Annotated in this window: 13 protein-coding genes; all 13 read left to right on the forward strand. The window is 67.1% G+C overall.

Annotation, left to right across the window (positions count from 1 at the left end):
• Window positions 1–149: 149 nt before the first annotated feature.
• The 13 genes from AB4Y94_RS08690 to uidB all read left to right on the forward strand — a co-directional run bounded on the left by AB4Y94_RS08690 (window position 150) and on the right by uidB (window position 16313).
• Complete coding sequence (locus AB4Y94_RS08690; protein ID WP_441727335.1) at window positions 150–1001, forward strand: sugar phosphate isomerase/epimerase family protein; 852 nt, start codon at window positions 150–152, stop codon at window positions 999–1001.
• 26 nt (window positions 1002–1027) lie between these two features.
• On the forward strand, window positions 1028–2317 hold the full coding sequence (locus AB4Y94_RS08695) for a Gfo/Idh/MocA family protein (protein ID WP_441727336.1): 1290 nt from the start codon (window positions 1028–1030) through the stop codon (window positions 2315–2317).
• Window positions 2314–3360 (forward strand): Gfo/Idh/MocA family protein, encoded by a 1047-nt coding sequence (locus AB4Y94_RS08700; RefSeq protein WP_441727337.1) that lies wholly within the window; start codon window positions 2314–2316, stop codon window positions 3358–3360. Before AB4Y94_RS08695 ends, AB4Y94_RS08700 begins: the two co-directional genes overlap by 4 nt.
• Complete coding sequence (locus AB4Y94_RS08705) at window positions 3357–4523, forward strand: Gfo/Idh/MocA family protein (protein WP_441727338.1); 1167 nt, start codon at window positions 3357–3359, stop codon at window positions 4521–4523. The genes AB4Y94_RS08700 and AB4Y94_RS08705 overlap by 4 nt, the downstream gene beginning before the upstream one ends.
• Before the next feature lie 237 nt (window positions 4524–4760).
• On the forward strand, window positions 4761–6308 hold the full coding sequence (locus AB4Y94_RS08710) for an ABC transporter substrate-binding protein (protein ID WP_441727339.1): 1548 nt from the start codon (window positions 4761–4763) through the stop codon (window positions 6306–6308).
• 86 nt (window positions 6309–6394) lie between these two features.
• On the forward strand, window positions 6395–7336 hold the full coding sequence (locus AB4Y94_RS08715; RefSeq protein WP_441727340.1) for an ABC transporter permease: 942 nt from the start codon (window positions 6395–6397) through the stop codon (window positions 7334–7336).
• Entirely contained in the window at window positions 7333–9174 is a 1842-nt protein-coding gene (locus tag AB4Y94_RS08720; protein ID WP_441727341.1) for a dipeptide/oligopeptide/nickel ABC transporter permease/ATP-binding protein, read from the forward strand. Before AB4Y94_RS08715 ends, AB4Y94_RS08720 begins: the two co-directional genes overlap by 4 nt.
• Window positions 9174–10061, forward strand: a complete 888-nt coding sequence (locus tag AB4Y94_RS08725) for an ATP-binding cassette domain-containing protein (protein WP_441727448.1) — start codon at window positions 9174–9176, stop codon at window positions 10059–10061. Before AB4Y94_RS08720 ends, AB4Y94_RS08725 begins: the two co-directional genes overlap by 1 nt.
• A gap of 80 nt (window positions 10062–10141) precedes the next feature.
• Window positions 10142–11191, forward strand: coding sequence for a LacI family DNA-binding transcriptional regulator (locus AB4Y94_RS08730; protein WP_441727342.1), 1050 nt, complete (start codon window positions 10142–10144; stop codon window positions 11189–11191).
• Window positions 11192–11295: 104 nt separating this feature from the next.
• Entirely contained in the window at window positions 11296–12708 is a 1413-nt protein-coding gene (gene uxaC / locus AB4Y94_RS08735) for a glucuronate isomerase (RefSeq protein ID WP_441727343.1), read from the forward strand.
• Complete coding sequence (locus AB4Y94_RS08740; protein ID WP_441727344.1) at window positions 12705–14144, forward strand: mannitol dehydrogenase family protein; 1440 nt, start codon at window positions 12705–12707, stop codon at window positions 14142–14144. Before uxaC ends, AB4Y94_RS08740 begins: the two co-directional genes overlap by 4 nt.
• Window positions 14145–14642: 498 nt before the next feature.
• Window positions 14643–14798 carry a hypothetical protein gene (locus AB4Y94_RS08745; RefSeq protein ID WP_441727345.1) on the forward strand — a complete coding sequence of 52 codons (156 nt, stop codon included), beginning with the start codon at window positions 14643–14645 and terminating at the stop codon, window positions 14796–14798.
• Window positions 14799–14834: 36 nt separating this feature from the next.
• The gene (gene uidB / locus AB4Y94_RS08750; RefSeq protein ID WP_441727346.1) at window positions 14835–16313 is read left to right on the forward strand and encodes a glucuronide transporter; all 1479 of its coding nucleotides are present in this window, start codon (window positions 14835–14837) and stop codon (window positions 16311–16313) included.
• The last annotated feature ends 52 nt before the right edge of the window (window positions 16314–16365 follow it).

Here is a 16365-nt window from a genome sequence, read left to right on the forward strand (position 1 = left end):
AAGACGCCGACGTCACCATATGACACTATTCCGGGGGTTTTTGTCAACCGGTTGCCAAAATGGCAATGCAGCGCATAGAGTGAGGAGATGCCTGCGGACTCCACGTCTGTCAGGCTCTCAAAGACGCGAGCGCAGCGAAAGGCCCACATATGTCGGAAATCACCCAACCGGTTACCTGGACCCTGTCCGGTTTCGGAGACGAAATCGACCCGGACCCGGCCGTGCAGGTCGCGGTGCTCAAGGCGCTCGGCGCCCGCTTCATCGAGGTGCGCAGCGCCTGGGGCGTGAACGTCGTCGACCTCGATGACGACCAGCTCGAGAAGCTCCGCCGCCACCTTGCCGGCCAGGAGATGGGCGTCTCAGCCGTTGCCTCGCCGATCGGCAAGGTCGACGTCTCGCTCGACCCGGAGCTCGAAGTCGACCGCCTGCGTCGCATCATTCGCGTCGCTCACGCACTCGAGTCCCCGAACATCCGGGTCTTTTCCTTCTTCCGTGGCGAGGGGGTCTCGGTGGAGAGCACCCGTGACGATGTGATGAAGCGGATGCGCCTGCTCGCCGACCTGGCTGAAAAAGAAGACGTGGTCCTGCTTCACGAGAACGAGAAAGACATTTACGGCGACACCCCGGAGCGGGTTCTCGACCTGGTGGAGACGGTTGGCTCGCCGGCGCTGCGGCTGGCCTGGGACAACGCGAACTTCGTGCAGGTCGGCGCACGTCCGTTCAGCGACGGCTACGCGAAGCTCCGCCCCTACCTCGACTACCTCCAGGTCAAGGATGCCGTCGCCGCCACCGGCGAAGTCGTTCCGGCCGGCCTGGGCGATGGCGAACTCATCGAAACCCTCACCGCGTTGCGCGACGACGGCTACTCCGGTTTCGCCTCGCTGGAGCCGCACCTGGCCGACCAGCACGCGCTCGGCGGTTTCTCCGGTCCGACCGCGTTCGGTGAGGCCGCCCGTGCGTTCGCCGGCCTGCTTGACCGCATCGGCGTAGCCACGAGATGACCTCGGCAGTGGCAGCGTCACGGCCAATGAAGGTCGTGATTGTCGGGTCCGGGGTCGCCGCGACGGCGCACGCCCGGGTCGCTGTCGCGCATCCCGGACTGCAGCTGGTCGGCAACGTTGAGACCAGGCGCAGTGCCTCACGAGACAGCACGAAAACTCGTCTGGCCGACTACGTCGAGGAGACGCTGAAAGGCGAGCGGCCGGAGACCTTCAGCACCCTGGCCGGCGCCCTGGCCGGATCCGACGTCGACATGGTGGCCATCTGCACGCCGAGCGGCACCCACGCCGATCTCGCGGAGCAGGCGCTCGCCGCCGGGAAGCACGTCGTCATTGAGAAGCCGATCGATGTGGACCTGGCTCGCGCGCGTCGGTTGGCCGCGCTCGCTGACGAGGCCCACACCCGGGGCATCGTGGTGTCGGTGATCAGCCAGCACCGCTTCGACCCCGCCAATGCCGCCATCTCACGCGCCATCTCGGCCGGACGGTTCGGACAGATCACATCCGCAACGGCAAGCGTCGCCTGGTGGCGGGACCAGGACTACTACGACTCGGGTGACTGGCGCGGTACCTGGCGGTTTGACGGCGGTGCGCTGCTGAACCAAGGCGTGCAGACGGTCGACTTGCTCGTGCACTTCCTCGGCATGCCGGTCGAGGTGTTCGGCCGCACCGCGCGCCTCACGCACACCGGCATCGAGGCGGAAGACGTTGGCGGCGCCGTGATCACGTTCGAAAGCGGTGCGATCGCCACCCTCCTCGCCACGACCAGCGCCCGCCCGCACGTCGGCGCCCGGGTGCAGGTGCACGGCACCGAGGGCTCGGCCATCAGCGCCAGGGACCAGCTGGAGTACTTCTTCGCGGCCGACGCTCACCCTGCCGGGTCCAGTGTGTACCAGGGCGCCAACCAGGCGCTCAACGAGGTCTCCGCCAACGACGTTCCCGGCGGTTACGTCGACCTCGACCTGTTCTCCGGCCACCTCCGCCAGTACGAAGACATCCTCGAAGCCATCCACACCGGCCGGGAGCCGGGCGTGACGGTCTCTGACGCGCTCACGGTGCTCGCCCTGGTGCGCGCGGTGTACGTCTCGCAGACCCTGGGCGTGCAGATCGGCTTCGCTGACGTCGTCGCCGGCGTCTACGACGACGTCGTGGCCGTGACCGACGCGAAGGTCGCCCCCGCGCCTGTCGACCCAACGGTGGTCGAGCCAGCGGTGGTCGAGCCTGTCGAGACCCCGGTGGTCGAGCCTGTCGAAGGGACCACACCCTCCGCCCAACGAACCACCGCATCCCGCACCACCGACAGTGAGGTCGCCGTATGACTCCTTCCGCCCGCCGCGTCGCCGTCATCGGCTGCGGGGACATCTCCATCGTCCATTTCGCCGCCATCGCCGGCCTGCCCGATGCCGAACTGGTCGGCGTCGCCGACCCCGACGTGGAACGCCTGGCCGCGGCATCCGTCGCCCACGACGTGCCCGGATTCGCCAGCCACCTCGAGTTGTTCGAAGCCGTGCAGCCTGACGTCGTGCACATTTGCACACCGCACCACCTGCACGCCTCGATTGCCATCGACGCGCTCGAGCGCGGCATCAACGTCATCGTCGAGAAGCCGCTGGCCCACACCCGTGAAGAGGGTGCCCGGGTCGTGGAAGCGGCCGAGCGCGGCAACGCCAAGATCGCCGTCTGCTTCCAGAACCGCTACAACCTTCCGGTGCAGGCCGCCCACGACCTCTTGCAGTCAGGAGAACTGGGGGCGGTGCTCGGCGCATCCGCCACCGTCATGTGGCACCGCACCGCCGCCTACTACGAGAGCCGGCCCTGGCGTGGCCAGTGGGCCACCGGCGGCGGCGGGCTGTTGATGAACCAGGCCATTCACACCCTTGACCTGCTGCAGTGGCTGGTCGGACCCGTGACCCAGGTGCGGGGCAACGCGAGCACCCGGGCCCTCGACGACGTGATCGAAGTAGAGGACACCGCGGAAATGACGCTGACCCACGAGGGCGGTGCACGCAGCGTCTTCTATGCCACCCTCGCCAATGCGGTCAACGCCCCGATCACGGTTGACATCGTGGCCGAGCGCGGGACGATCAGCCTCAGTGGGGACCTCACGGTGACCCACGCCGACGGCCGGGTCGACGTGGTGAAGGAGCGGGAGATCGCCGCCGGGGGCCGAGCCTACTGGGGCATCTCCCACGAACTCCTGATCCAGGACTTCTACAACCGGATCGACGACGACGACCCGTTCTGGATCGATCCCCTCGAAGCGCAGAAGACCCTGGAGATCATCCAGGACGTCTACGACCAGTCGTACCCGGAGCGGGTAAGACACACCATCGCCACAACAGAACGGAATGCAGTTTCATGACCGATAAAGTTCGTCTCGGAATCATTGGGCTCGGCACGCAGGGCGGAATGTATGCCAAGTTCATCACCGACGGCCTCGTGCCCAACATGGTGGTCGCAGCCATCGCCGACACCGACCCGGCGAAAGCCGACGTCGTCGCATCCGCTTACCCCGGTGCCAAGTTCTACGACAACTACATCGAGCTGCTGGACAGCGGCGAGGTCGACGCCATCATCACCGCGGTGCCGCACTTCCTTCACCCGCAGATGGGCATCGACGCCCTCTCCCGTGGCATCCACGCGCTGGTCGAGAAGCCGGCCGGCGTGTACACCAAGCAGGTGAAGGAGCTCAACACCTTCGCCGAGGCGCACCCGGAACTGAGCTTCGGCATCATGTTCAACCAGCGCAACAACCCGCTCTACATCCGTCTGAAGGAGATCGTCGACAACGGCGAGATCGGCAACATCCTGCGCTCCAACTGGATCATCACCAACTGGTGGCGCCCCCAGGGCTACTACGACCAGAGCGAGTGGCGCGCCACCTGGGGCGGCGAGGGCGGCGGGGTGCTGGTCAACCAGGCCCCCCACCAGCTCGACCTCTGGCAGTGGATCTGCGGCGTGCCCGAGAAGGTGTTCGCCAAGGTCGCCTATGGGTTCCGGCGCAACATCGCGGTGGAGGATGAGGTCACGGCGCTCGTCGACTACGGCAACGGCGTCACGGGCGTCTTCGTCACGGCCACGCACGACCTGGTCGGAACCGACCGGTTCGAGATCCTCGGCGACCAGGGCAAGATCGTGGTCGAGGGCAGCAAGACGGCAACCGTCACCCGCCTGAAGAAGCCGGAGCGTGAGCTCAGCGAAAGCATGGACATGGCCGACGTGATGAAGCTGTTCATGGGCCAGCTCAACGCAGACGACCTGTACACAACCGAGACGATCGAGTTCGATTCCGCCTGGGGCGCGCAGCACTCCGGCGTGCTGGAGAACTTCGCTGCGAACATCCTCGACGGCACGCCACTGCTCGCCCCCGGATCAGACGGGATCAAGGGCGTGCGCCTGGCGAACGCCATCCACCTCTCGAGCTGGACCGGCAAGGAAGTCTCGCTGGACTTCGACGAAGATGAGTTCCTCGCCGAGCTGAACAACCGCATCCGCTCAGAAGGCAAATTCCCCGAGCGGAATTAGCGACCGGGCGAACCACCGGGAGAGGCTCCTGCGTACCGATTCGATGGTCGCAGGAGCCATTCTCCTGCCCCCGGTCGGCGGCAGGATCACGCTTCAGGAAATGTTTTGACAATCGGTTGCCAAATGTCGTCGACCTGATATATCGTTGCCACAACACTCGGAGAAACGCCTTCGCCTTTTGGTTGGCAACCGATTGCACCGCGAGCAGTACCAACAGAACAGCACAAGGAGAAAACAATGAAGTTTCGTTCCCGGGTGACAGCCGTCGCCCTCGTCACGGCGGCAGCCCTCGCGCTGACCGCCTGCTCAGCCGGTGGATCGGGCTCTGGCTCTGGCTCCACCGACGGTGCGGCTCCCAAGGGCGGCACGCTCACGATCGGCGCCCTCGTCGACGTCAAGTCATTCGACCCGGCGCAGGCGCACATCGGCCACTATGTGCAGTACTACCAGCCTGTCTACGACTCCTTGCTCCGCCGTGAAGCCGACGGCACGCTGGTTCCGATGCTCGCCACCAAGTGGGCGTACAACAAGGACAACACCGTTCTCACGCTCACCCTGCGCGATGACGTGACCTTCACGGACGGCACGAAGCTCGACGCCGAGGCCGTCAAGACGAACCTCGACCGCTTCCGCAGCGGCAACGGCCCGGACGCGTCGACACTCGCCCAGGTTTCCGACGTCGCGGCGAATGACGCCACCACCGTCGTGATCACGCTGAAGGCTGCCGACCCGGCACTGCTCGACTACCTCGGCAACGCCGACGGCTTCATCGCCAGCCCCAAGGCGGTTGAGGGCGGCAAGCTGGCCACCGACCCGGTCGGCAGCGGACCGTACACTCTCGACAAGTCAGCGACTGTCGCGGCATCGCAGTACACCTTCGTGAAGAACCCGAAGTACTGGGACAAGTCGCTGCAGGTCTACGACACGATCGTCGTCAAGCCCATCACCGATAACACCGCCATGGTGAACGCGGTCGTCTCCGGCCAGCTGAACGCGGCGCTCCTGACCGCGAAGACCGAGGCTCAGGCCAAGGGCGCCGGCCTCACCGAGTACCAGTACCCGACGGACTGGCAGGGGCTGCTCATCTTCGACCGTGACGGCAAGATGGTTCCCGAGCTCGCCAACGTCAAGGTCCGCCAGGCGATCAACTACGCGATCGACAAGGACACCTTGCTCGCCCAGGTCGGCAAGGGCCTCGGCACTGTCACCAGCCAGCCGTTCGGCGAGGGCACCGACGCCTTCGACAAGGCGCTGGAGAAGGCCTACCCGTACGACGTTGCCAAGGCCAAGAAGCTGATGAAGGATTCCGGCGTCAGTGACTTCACCGTCACCATGCCGACCGTCCCCGGGTTCCTCGACCCAGCACTGGTTGCGGGGGTCGGCCAGAACCTTGCCGATATCGGCATCACCGTGAACTGGGAGAACGTGGCTCCCGCCGACTTCATCTCCAGCTTGGTTCAGGGCAAGTACGCGATGAGCTGGTTCTCGCTCTTCCAGGGTTCGCCCTGGGTCGCCGCCAACCAGATCATCACGCCTAACGCCACCTACAACCCGTTCCACACGACGGATACCAAGGTGGAGCAGTTCGTCAACACGATCCAGACCGGGACGGCTGACGAGCAGAAGACCGCAGCCAAGGCCTTGAACAAGTACATCGTCGACGAGGCCTGGTTCGCTCCGTTCTACCGTCCCTCCCAGATCTTCTTCACCGACAAGAAGACCACGACCAAGCCGCAACTGCAGCAGGCCGTGCCATCGATCTACTCCTACGCTCCGGCGAAGTAATAGACCCAGGGCCCCCGTCGCCGTGCGGCGGGGGCCCACCCCCAGCAACTAGCTGACACGCATAACCAGCTGACAATGGAGCAGAAATGGTTTCCTTCATCTTCCGACGCCTGATTTCAGGTGTGGTGGTGCTGTTCGTGGTTTCGTCGCTGACGTTCTTCATGTTGTACTTCTCGGCGACGAGCGTCGCCCGCAACATCCTGGGCGAGACGGCGACGCAGGACCAGGTCCACCTCAAAGAGGTTGAGCTCGGTCTCGACCAGCCCCTGCTCTCGCGTTACTTCGGCTGGCTGGGCGGTGTGCTCCACGGGGACTTCGGTGTCTCCTGGTTCACCAGCCAGCCGGTGGTCGACAGTATCCTCGGCCGCCTCCCTACAACCTTGTCGATCGTGCTCGTCACGATCGTGATCGCCGCCGTGCTGGCCACCCTGTTCGGGGTTGCCGCCGCGGTCCGACGCGGCTGGGTCGACCGGGTGTTGCAGATCGTCTCGATCGGGGCATCCGCTATTCCCCAGTTCGTGGTCGCGATCATCCTGGTCACGGCCTTCGCGATCGGGCTGCGGTGGTTCCCGGCGACCGGTTACGTGCCGATCGGGGACAGCGTCGCCGGTTGGGCGGCTTCGATCACCCTGCCGATCATCGCCCTGGCCATCGGCACGGTCGCCTCAACCGCGCAACAGGTGCGGAGCGCCGTGATCAACGTGCTCAGCCGCGACTACGTGCGCACGCTCCGCAGCCGCGGGCTCGCTCCGCGGGAGATCCTGTTCCGCCACGTGCTGCGGGGGGCCGCCCCGGCCGGGTTGACCGTGCTGTCGCTGCAATTCATCGGAATGCTCGGCGGCGTCGTCGTGATCGAGCAGATCTTCGCCCTCCCCGGGCTGGGATTCCTGGCGTTGCAGTCCACCACCCAGGGCGATATGCCCGTTCTGATGGGCGTTGTGGTCTACATCGTCATCATCGTTGTTGTAGTCAACTTGCTCGTCGACCTCGCTGTCGGCTGGCTCAACCCGAAGGCGCGTGTGTCATGACCGAAACACTTGCTGAAGAAACCCTCGCTCCGATCGAGACGCCGGACCAGGCCGCTCGCTCCGGGGTGTTCAAGCGGTTGCTGAAGAACCCGCTCGGCGTGGTGGCGCTCGTGATTCTGGCCATCGTTGTCCTGGCCGGGATTTTCGGACCCTTGATCGCCCCGTTCGATCCGAACAAGGCCGACCTGGTGAACGCCCTGACCGGTCCGGGCGCTGCCGGTCATTTCCTTGGCACTGACAGCGCGGGCCGCGACGTGTTCAGCCGACTGTTGGTCGGTGCGCAGAGCACCCTGCTGGCGGCCGCCCTGGCGGCGATCGTCGCCCTGGTGATCGGCCTCCCGACCGGCTTGATGGCCGGGTACTTCGGCGGTTGGTTCGATTCGGTCGCGAGTTGGTGCACCAACGTGCTGATGTCGCTGCCGGCGATCATCATCCTGCTGGCCGCCAGCGCGGCACTGGGCCGCTCGGTCTGGATCTCGATGACCGTATTCGGCATCCTGATGTCGCCGGGGATCTTCCGGCTCACTCGCACCTCGGTGCAGGCCGTGCGCAACGAACTCTACGTCGACGCGGCGCGTGTTGCCGGGCTCAGCACGGGAAGCATCATCGGCCGCCACATCCTGTTCGTGGTGCGGGCGCCGCTGATCATCCAGACCTCCATCGTCTGCGGCATCGCCATCGCGATCCAGGCCGCGCTGGAGTTCCTCGGCCTCGGTGACCCGCTCACCCCGACCTGGGGTGTGATGCTGAACGAGGGCTTCATCAACATCTACAGCTCGCCGATCCTGGCGTTCTGGCCGGGCCTGGCGATCTCCCTGACCGTGGGTTCCTTCGTGGTCCTCGGCAACGCGCTGCGTGACGCGCTGGAGGACTCCCCGAAGGTGAGGCGGGCCAAGCCGGCCAAGTTGACACCGCCGAAAACCGAGTCGATCTCCGCGGTCGAGCTGGCGGCATCCGACCACCTGCTCAGCGTCTCCGGCCTCGGGGTGGGATACCCGCAGGAGGGCGGCAAGACCAAGATCGTCGTCTCCGACGTGTCGTTCCACCTGGACCGCGGGGAGGTGCTCGGGATCGTCGGCGAGTCAGGGTCCGGTAAGTCCCAGACCGCGTTCTCCATTCTCGGGCTTCTGCCCGCAGAGGCGGAGATCACCGGCGGCAGCATCACCTTCGATGCGATCCCGCTGGTCTCGGCGGAGGGGCACCGGCTCTCGCAGGGGCGTCTGTCCGAACTGCGGGGCAAGCGCATCGCGTACATCCCGCAGGAACCGATGTCGAACCTCGACCCGAACTTCACCATCGGCTACCAGCTGGTGCGTCCGCTCACCCGGGTGCTCGGCCTCTCCAAAGACGACGCGACCAAGCGCGCCCTGGAACTGCTCACCATCGTGGGCATCACCAACCCGCAGCGCACCTTCGACGCCTATCCGCACGAGGTCTCCGGCGGCATGGCGCAGCGGGTGCTGATCGCCGGCGCTGTCAGCTGCAACCCCGACCTGTTGATCGCCGACGAACCCACCACCGCCCTCGATGTGACCGTGCAGGCCGAGGTGCTCGACCTCCTCCGCGACCTGCAGGCCCGCTTCAACATGGGCGTTGTCCTCGTCACGCACAACTTCGGCGTCGTCGCGGACCTCTGCGACCGGGTCGTGGTGATGCAGAACGGCCGGGTCGTCGAATCCGGAGACGTGCGCGAGATCCTCCGCAACCCGCGCGAGAAGTACACCCAGACCTTGCTCAGCGCGATGCTCGAAGGCAAGACCCCGATGAGTATGCTCACCGCGGCCCGCCCCGGTTCCGACCCGACAGCCTCTGGAACGACCACGAAAGTTGGCCTGTGATGAACGCAACCACCAGCCCCGCGACCCCCACCGGCGACCTCCTCCGGGTTGACAACCTCGTCGTCGAATACCCCGGCAAGGGATTCCGGGCCAAGCCGTTCCGCGCCCTGGACAACGTGTCGATCCACATCGGCGCGGGGGAGACCCTCGGCCTGGTCGGCGAGTCCGGCTCCGGCAAGACCACCCTCGGTCGGGCCCTCCTCGGCCTCGCTCCGGTGACCGAGGGCACCATCCTGTTCAACGGCGATGACATCGGCCACGCCGGCCGTGGCAAGCGCCGCGCGCTCAGCCGCGACCTGCAGGTCGTGTTCCAGGACCCGTACACCTCGCTGAACCCGTCCATGACCGTCGGCGACATCCTCTCCGAGCCGCTCACGGTCCAGGGGCGTACCAAAGCGGATGCCCGCAAGCGGGTTCGTGAGGTCCTCGACGAGGTCGGCCTGCCGCAGGACACCATCGGCCGGCTGCCCCGGGAGTTCAGCGGCGGGCAAAGGCAACGCGTGGCCATCGCCCGGGCGCTCGCGCTCTCGCCCAAGCTCATCGTCTGTGACGAACCCGTCAGCGCACTGGACCTCACCACCCAGGCCCGCGTGCTCGACCTGTTCCTGCAGATCCAACGCGACACGGGCGTCTCCTACCTGTTCGTCTCCCACGACCTCGACGTGGTACGCCACATCAGCCACCGCGTCGCCGTCATGTACCACGGGCAGATCGTCGAGCAGGGGCCGGCCGAACAGGTCACCGTCACCCCGCAGCATCCGTACACCCAACGGCTGCTCCTGGCCTCGCCGGTCCCCGACCCCGACCGGCAGCAGCAACGCCGCACCAACCGGCGCCGGCTGATCGAGGAGCAGCGGGTCGCAGCCGCCGAGGGCGTCGCCGCCTAGGCGAAGCCCGAGGATGTGGCACGATACAGGCGGGGGAAAATCCGATGGATACCACTGCAGGGGAATCGAGAGGCGACAGCGTGACGAGTGACGAGGCTCCGGCTCCGGTTCGCGCCGGCCGCCGCCCCAACGCGCCCGCGACGATCTACGACATCGCAAAGCTCGCCGGCGTCAACCCGTCCACGGTCTCCCGCGCCCTGAGCAAGCCTGGACGCATCAACATCAAGACCGAGGAACGCATCCAGGCCGCCGCGAAGGAGCTCAACTACCGGCTGAACCCGATGGCCAGGGCGCTTCCGACCGGGCGCACCCACACCCTCGGACTGCTCCTCGCTGACATCACCAACCCGATGTTCTTCGACGTGGTGCGCGGTGCGGAACGCGCCGCCCGGCTGCGCGGCTACACGCTGATCCTGGCGGAATCGCAGGAGTCAGGGGAACGCGAGGCCGAAGCGGCCGAGCGGGTTGCGCCCTCCGTCGACGGGTTGATCCTGGTGACAACCCGTCTCGGCGACGACCAGATCCGGGAGCTTGCCAGCCGGAAGCCCCTGGTGGTGATCAACCGCAAGGTGGACGGCGTGCACGGCATCGTGCCGCAACTCGAGCCAGGGATCGGACAGGCGCTCTCGCACCTGGCGGACCTGGGACACACCTCGATCGCATTCCTCTCCGGGCCAGCGAACTCCTGGATGAACCGCGCCCGCTGGGACGTGCTCCTGGCCGAGGCGCCCGCCAGAGGCTTGAACATCGTCGAGATCGGCCCTGGCGTGCCGACCCTGGACGGTGGGCGGGCGGCACTGTCGCGGGTCGTGGCATCCGGTGTCACCGCGGTGATGGCGTACAACGACCTGATGGCCATCGGGCTGATGCGCGCGGCGCAGGAACGCGGGCTCAGTATCCCCGGCGACCTGAGCATCATCGGGTTCGACGACATCTTCGGTTCGGACTTCACCTCGCCGCAACTCAGCACCATCCGCACGCCGCTCGGCCAGATCGGGGAACGCGCGATCCGGCGGACGCTGGAGCTGATGACCGACGTCAACGGCGAGAAGCCGGCTCCCGCCGCGTTGCCGGCGCTGCCCACGGAGCTCGTCGTCCGCGGGTCGACCGGTCGGATCAGTCGGGCCTGAACCCGTCTCCCGTTCACGCTCTCGCGCATCGCGCCCAGTTTGGCAACCGGTTGTCGGACGCGTAGAGTCACTGTTCACCAGCGAAGTGCCATGAAGGAGTGCCAATGAAGCTGCAGCTCGACCCCGCCCGTCTTTTCCCCGTCGACCCCGCCACCCGTGAGGTGGCCAGGGGCCTCTACAACGGTGTCGCGCAGCTTCCCATCCTGTCGCCGCACGGGCACGTCGACCCGCGCTTGCTCCTCGAGGACACGCCGTTCGGCAACCCGGCCGAGCTGTTCATCCGCTACGACCACTACGTCACCCGGCTGATGCACGCCGCAGGTGTGCAGCTGAGCGAGCTCGGCATCCCCGACCGCACGGGCGTCGCCGCCACTGCCGGCCCGCGCGAGGTGTGGCGCACCTTTAGTGCGCACTGGCACCTCTACGCCGGTACGGCGTCCGGTTACTGGCTGCAGCACGCGTTCGGCGAGCAGTTCGGTATCACCGAGCAGCCGGACGCCGACAACGCCGACGCTCTGTTCGACCGCATCGAGGCCACGCTGGCGACGGATGCCTACCGTCCCCGTGCGCTGTTCGACCAGTTCAAGATCGAGGTGCTCGCCACCACCGACGACCCCATGGACGACCTCGCCGCTCACGCGGCGCTGGCCGCCGACCCGTCGTTCTCCGGACGGGTCCTGCCCACCTTCCGCCCCGACGCGTACCTCAACCCCGCCACGCCCGGCTTCGCCGACAATGTTGAGAAGCTCGCGCACTGGAACGGCACGCCCGCGTCGAGCTACCAGGGCTACATCGAGGCACTCGCCGGCCGCCGCCGCCACTTCGTCGACCACGGGGGAGTCTCCGCGGACCACGGAGTCTTCCAGCCGCTCGCCGTCGACCTCAACCGGAGCGACGCCGCGACCCTGTTCGAGGGGGCCATGGCCGGAACCCTCACCGATGCCGAGCAGCGTGCCTTCGCGGGGCACATGCTCCTCGAAATGGCCCGCATGAGTGTCGACGACGGCCTGGTCATGACCGTGCACCCCGGCGTGTTCCGCAACCACAACACCGACACCTTCACCCGGTTCGGGCCCGACACCGGCCACGACATCCCGGCGACCACCACGTACGTGGATTCGATCCGCCCGCTGCTGCAGAAATACGGCAACGACCCCGACTTCCACCTCGTTCTGTTCGCCGTCGACGAGACCGTGTACTCCCGCGAGATCGCGCCGCTGGCCGGTTTCTACCCGAGCGTCTACATCGGCGCGCCGTGGTGGTTCCTCGACGCGCCGGATGCCGTGCTCCGGTTCCGCGCAGCCGTCACCGAGACCGCGGGCTTCTACCGCAGCTCGGGCTTCATCGACGACACCCGGGCCTTTCTCTCCATTCCGGCCCGCCACGACATGGCACGCCGCCTCGACTCTGCGTTCCTCGCTCGCCTCGTTCGTGAAGGTCGTGTCGACCTCGCCTCGGCCGAGCGCATTAGTGTCGATCTGGTCGACACCCTTCCACGAAAGGTCTTCAAACTGTGAGTTCAACCACCGACGCCGTGCAGACGCCCCTGCTCACCCGCGAGTCCCTCGCACGCCGCACCGGAGTGCCGGTGCCCACCCCAGGCGTACGGATCGTGCACCTCGGCCTCGGCGCGTTCCACCGGGCGCACCAGGCCTGGTACACCGCGCAGGTCGACGAGACGGCCGAATGGGGAATCGCATCCTTCACCGGACGCAATCCGACGGCAGCTGAGGAACTCATCCCGCAGGACGGCCTCTACACGCTGATCGAACGAAGCGAGCGGGGCGACTCCGCCGCGGTTATCACCAGCATCGTCGAAGCCGTCTCCGGCGCCGACCTGGACCGGCTGGTCGAACTGCTCGCCGCGCCCGAGACCGCCATTGTCACCACCACCATCACCGAGGCCGGCTACCGCCTCACCGCTGACGGGCAGCCGAACCTCGGCGACCCCGCCGTGGCCGCCGACGCGGCCTGGGTGAAGGCCGCCTTCGCCGAGGACGCACTGCCAGATGCGCTGTACGACGGCCCCACGACCTCGCTGGCCCGGCTGCTCCTGGGGCTGGAAGCCCGCCGCCGCGCCGGTGCCGGCCCCATCGCCGTTGTGCCCTGTGACAACATGCCGGACAACGGCGCGTTCGTCGCCGCCGGGATCGCGGCCATGGCTCGCGCCGCCAGCGCCGCCACGGCCGAGTGGATCGCGGAGAACGTGTCGTTCGTGTCGACATCCGTTGACCGGATCACCCCGCGCACCACGCCGGCGGACCTCGCCAGCGCGACCGAGCTCACCGGCTGGACGGACAACGCCGCCGTCGTCACCGAGCCGTTCACCGACTGGGTGCTGAGCGGCGACTTCCCGGCCGGCCGACCCGACTGGGAGAAGGCAGGCGCGCGCTTCGTCGAGGACATCGAACCGTTCGAACGCCGGAAGCTCTGGCTGCTCAATGGCGCCCACAGCCTGCTCGCCTATGCGGGCCTGCTGCGCGGCCACCAGACGGTGGCCGCCGCCATGCGGGACGCCCTCTGTCGCGGTTGGGTCGACGAGTTCTGGAACGAAGCGGTGCGCCATCTGCCCGCCGAGGGCCTGGACCTCGACGCGTACCGCGCCGCGCTGGTTGAGCGCTTCGACAACGCCCGCATCGAGCACAAACTCGCGCAGATCTCGTCAGAAGGCGTCACCAAGCTCCGCGTGCGGGTTGCGCCGACGGTGCTCTCCGAGCGCGCTGCCGGCCGGAGCGGGGCTGCCGGCATCCGCGCGATCGGGTCGTGGGTCGCGCTGGCGCTGTCCGGCTACGAACTGGTCGATGGCGAATCGGGCGGGATCGCTGCCGCCCTTGCTCAGCCGCACGAGCAGGCCATCGACGCACTGGTGACCCTGGTCGACGCCAAGCTGACCGCTGACTCCGCCGTGATGGCCGGCATCCGCTCGGTCGTCGAGGAGAACGCCGCCGCGTAGAGCGCCGCCGGTGGTGCGCCCGCCCGCCCGGCGCGCCGCCGCCGGTGGTGCGACGCCACCGGCGTACTGCGCTGCCCTCGTGGTGCGCCGCCGGCGTACTGCGCTGCCCTCGTCGTGCGCCGCCGGCGTACTGCGCCGCCCGCCCGGCGCGTCGCCCGCCCGGCGCGCCGCCGGTTCGTCAGGCGGATGCCCGCCGCAGCGGTCCGCGCCTCGGCGTGCTGCTGCCGGGCGTGGGAAAACCCGCGGGGCACCCGAAATCGCGCGCGCCCGGGGCATTTTCGCGCGCCCAGCGTCGTCGCGCGCGACCCCGACCGGGTGAGCACGGCATACGGCCGGTACGGGACGCATCCTGTGAGCACGATGAGAACTCTGGCAACCGTTTGCCAAACGCTGTATTAAGTGTTTCACTTAACGGGTTCTGATCCGCGGCCCGCCGCAGACCACCATGACAACAATCGCAAGGAAGCGCACCGCAACGGCGCGAATGGAAAGGTCATCATGCTGAATCCGCAGGCTCGCCCGGGGCATCTCGCCCTCGACGGCGCATTCGTGACCGACCCGGTCGCCGGCGTGGCCGGCTCCCACGCCCTGCACGCCCGCCGCACCCGGCGCGCCACCTCAGCAGCGCACAGCAGCGCAGTGCCGAACAACTAAGCATCCGTGAAGAACATGGGTAAAGGAGCCCCCGCAATGACCTCAACCATCGCACCGAACCAGGCGGCACCAGCCGCGGAGGTCGGGAAGCCGGCCGGCAAGCTCAGCAAACTGAGTATCGTCGGCTACGGCGCTGGCGACGCGGCGAACAACCTCGCCTTCACCACCGCGAGCATGTTCCTGCTGATCTACTACACGGATGTCGCCGGTATCTCCGCCGCCGCCGCCGGTACCCTGCTCCTGGTCGTGCGCGTGTTCGACGCGTTCGCTGACATCTTCGCCGGCCGGATCGTCGACCGCACCTACAGCAAGAAGTTCGGCAAGTTCCGCCCGTTCATCATGTTCGGCTCGATCCCGCTCCTGCTGCTCTCCGCCGCAACCTTCTCGGTGCCGCAGATCGGCGAGAGCGGCATGCTCATCTATGCCTACCTCACCTACGCGGCGCTCGGCCTGGCATACAGCCTGGTCAACATCCCGTACGGCTCGCTGGCCGGCGCCATGACGCAGGACTCGGGGGAGCGGGCCAAGCTCGCCAGCGCCCGCTCGATCGGCGGCATGCTGGTGGGTGCCGGGTTGGGAATCTTCGTCGCCCCGCTGATCGTGCCCGGGGCCGACCTGCAGACCCTGTTCACCTTCATGACCCTGGGCTTCGTTGTAGTCGGCACCGCCCTCTACTTCTTCACCGTGTTCACCGCCAAGGAGCGTGTGGTCCGCGACGTCGCCCACGTCTCCCTGAAGCAAAGCTTCGCGGTGCTCAAGGGCAACAAGCCGTTGCTCCTGCTCTGCATCAGCTCCTTCGTGTTCCTCACCGGCTACCTCGCCCTGGCCACCGTGCAGCTGTTCTACCTGCGCGACGTGCTGCACTCGCTGCCGCTCTACGCCGTCATCTCGATGGTGCAGCTGGTCGCCACCTTCGGACTGGCCGCGTTCATCCCGCGCATCGTACGCCGCTTCGGCAAGCGCAACGGATACATCTTCGGTGCGGTCGTCATGGCGGTCGGTGGACTGATCGTGTTCTTCGCCCCGTCCGGACTGCCGGCCCTCGGATTCGGCGGACTAGTCCTCTGCCAGGTCGGTATCGTCCTGGTGAACATGCTGGTCTGGACGCTCGAGGCCGACACGGTCGAGTACGGCGAGTGGAAGACCGGCGTCCGCGCCGAGGGCATCACCTATGCGCTGTTCTCCTTCACCCGCAAGACCGGCCAGGCTGTCGGCGGCGCACTCGCCGCGTTCGCACTGGCCTGGGGCGGGTACGTCGGGGGCGCTGCGACACAGACCGCGCATGCCGAGCTGGGTATCCGGGCCGGTGCCGGACTGATCCCGCTCGCGGCATCCGTCATCGCTGCCGTCGTAATGGTCTTCTACCCGCTGACCGACAAGAAGCACAAGGAGATCGTGGCCGAGATCGCGGCCCGCCGAGCGGCAACCGGTTCTGCGATTCCGATCGACCCGGCACTCTCCACTGCGTCGTTCACCGTCTCACGCGGACCCAACGGCGCCCCGCCGACCGACTAATCCTCCATCGACTAGTCTTCCTCCACGCCAACTCACGAGTAAGGGAACAGCA

This window comes from Glaciibacter sp. 2TAF33, from assembly GCF_052114945.1.
In the GTDB taxonomy this organism is placed as follows: Bacteria; Actinomycetota; Actinomycetes; order Actinomycetales; family Microbacteriaceae; genus Cryobacterium.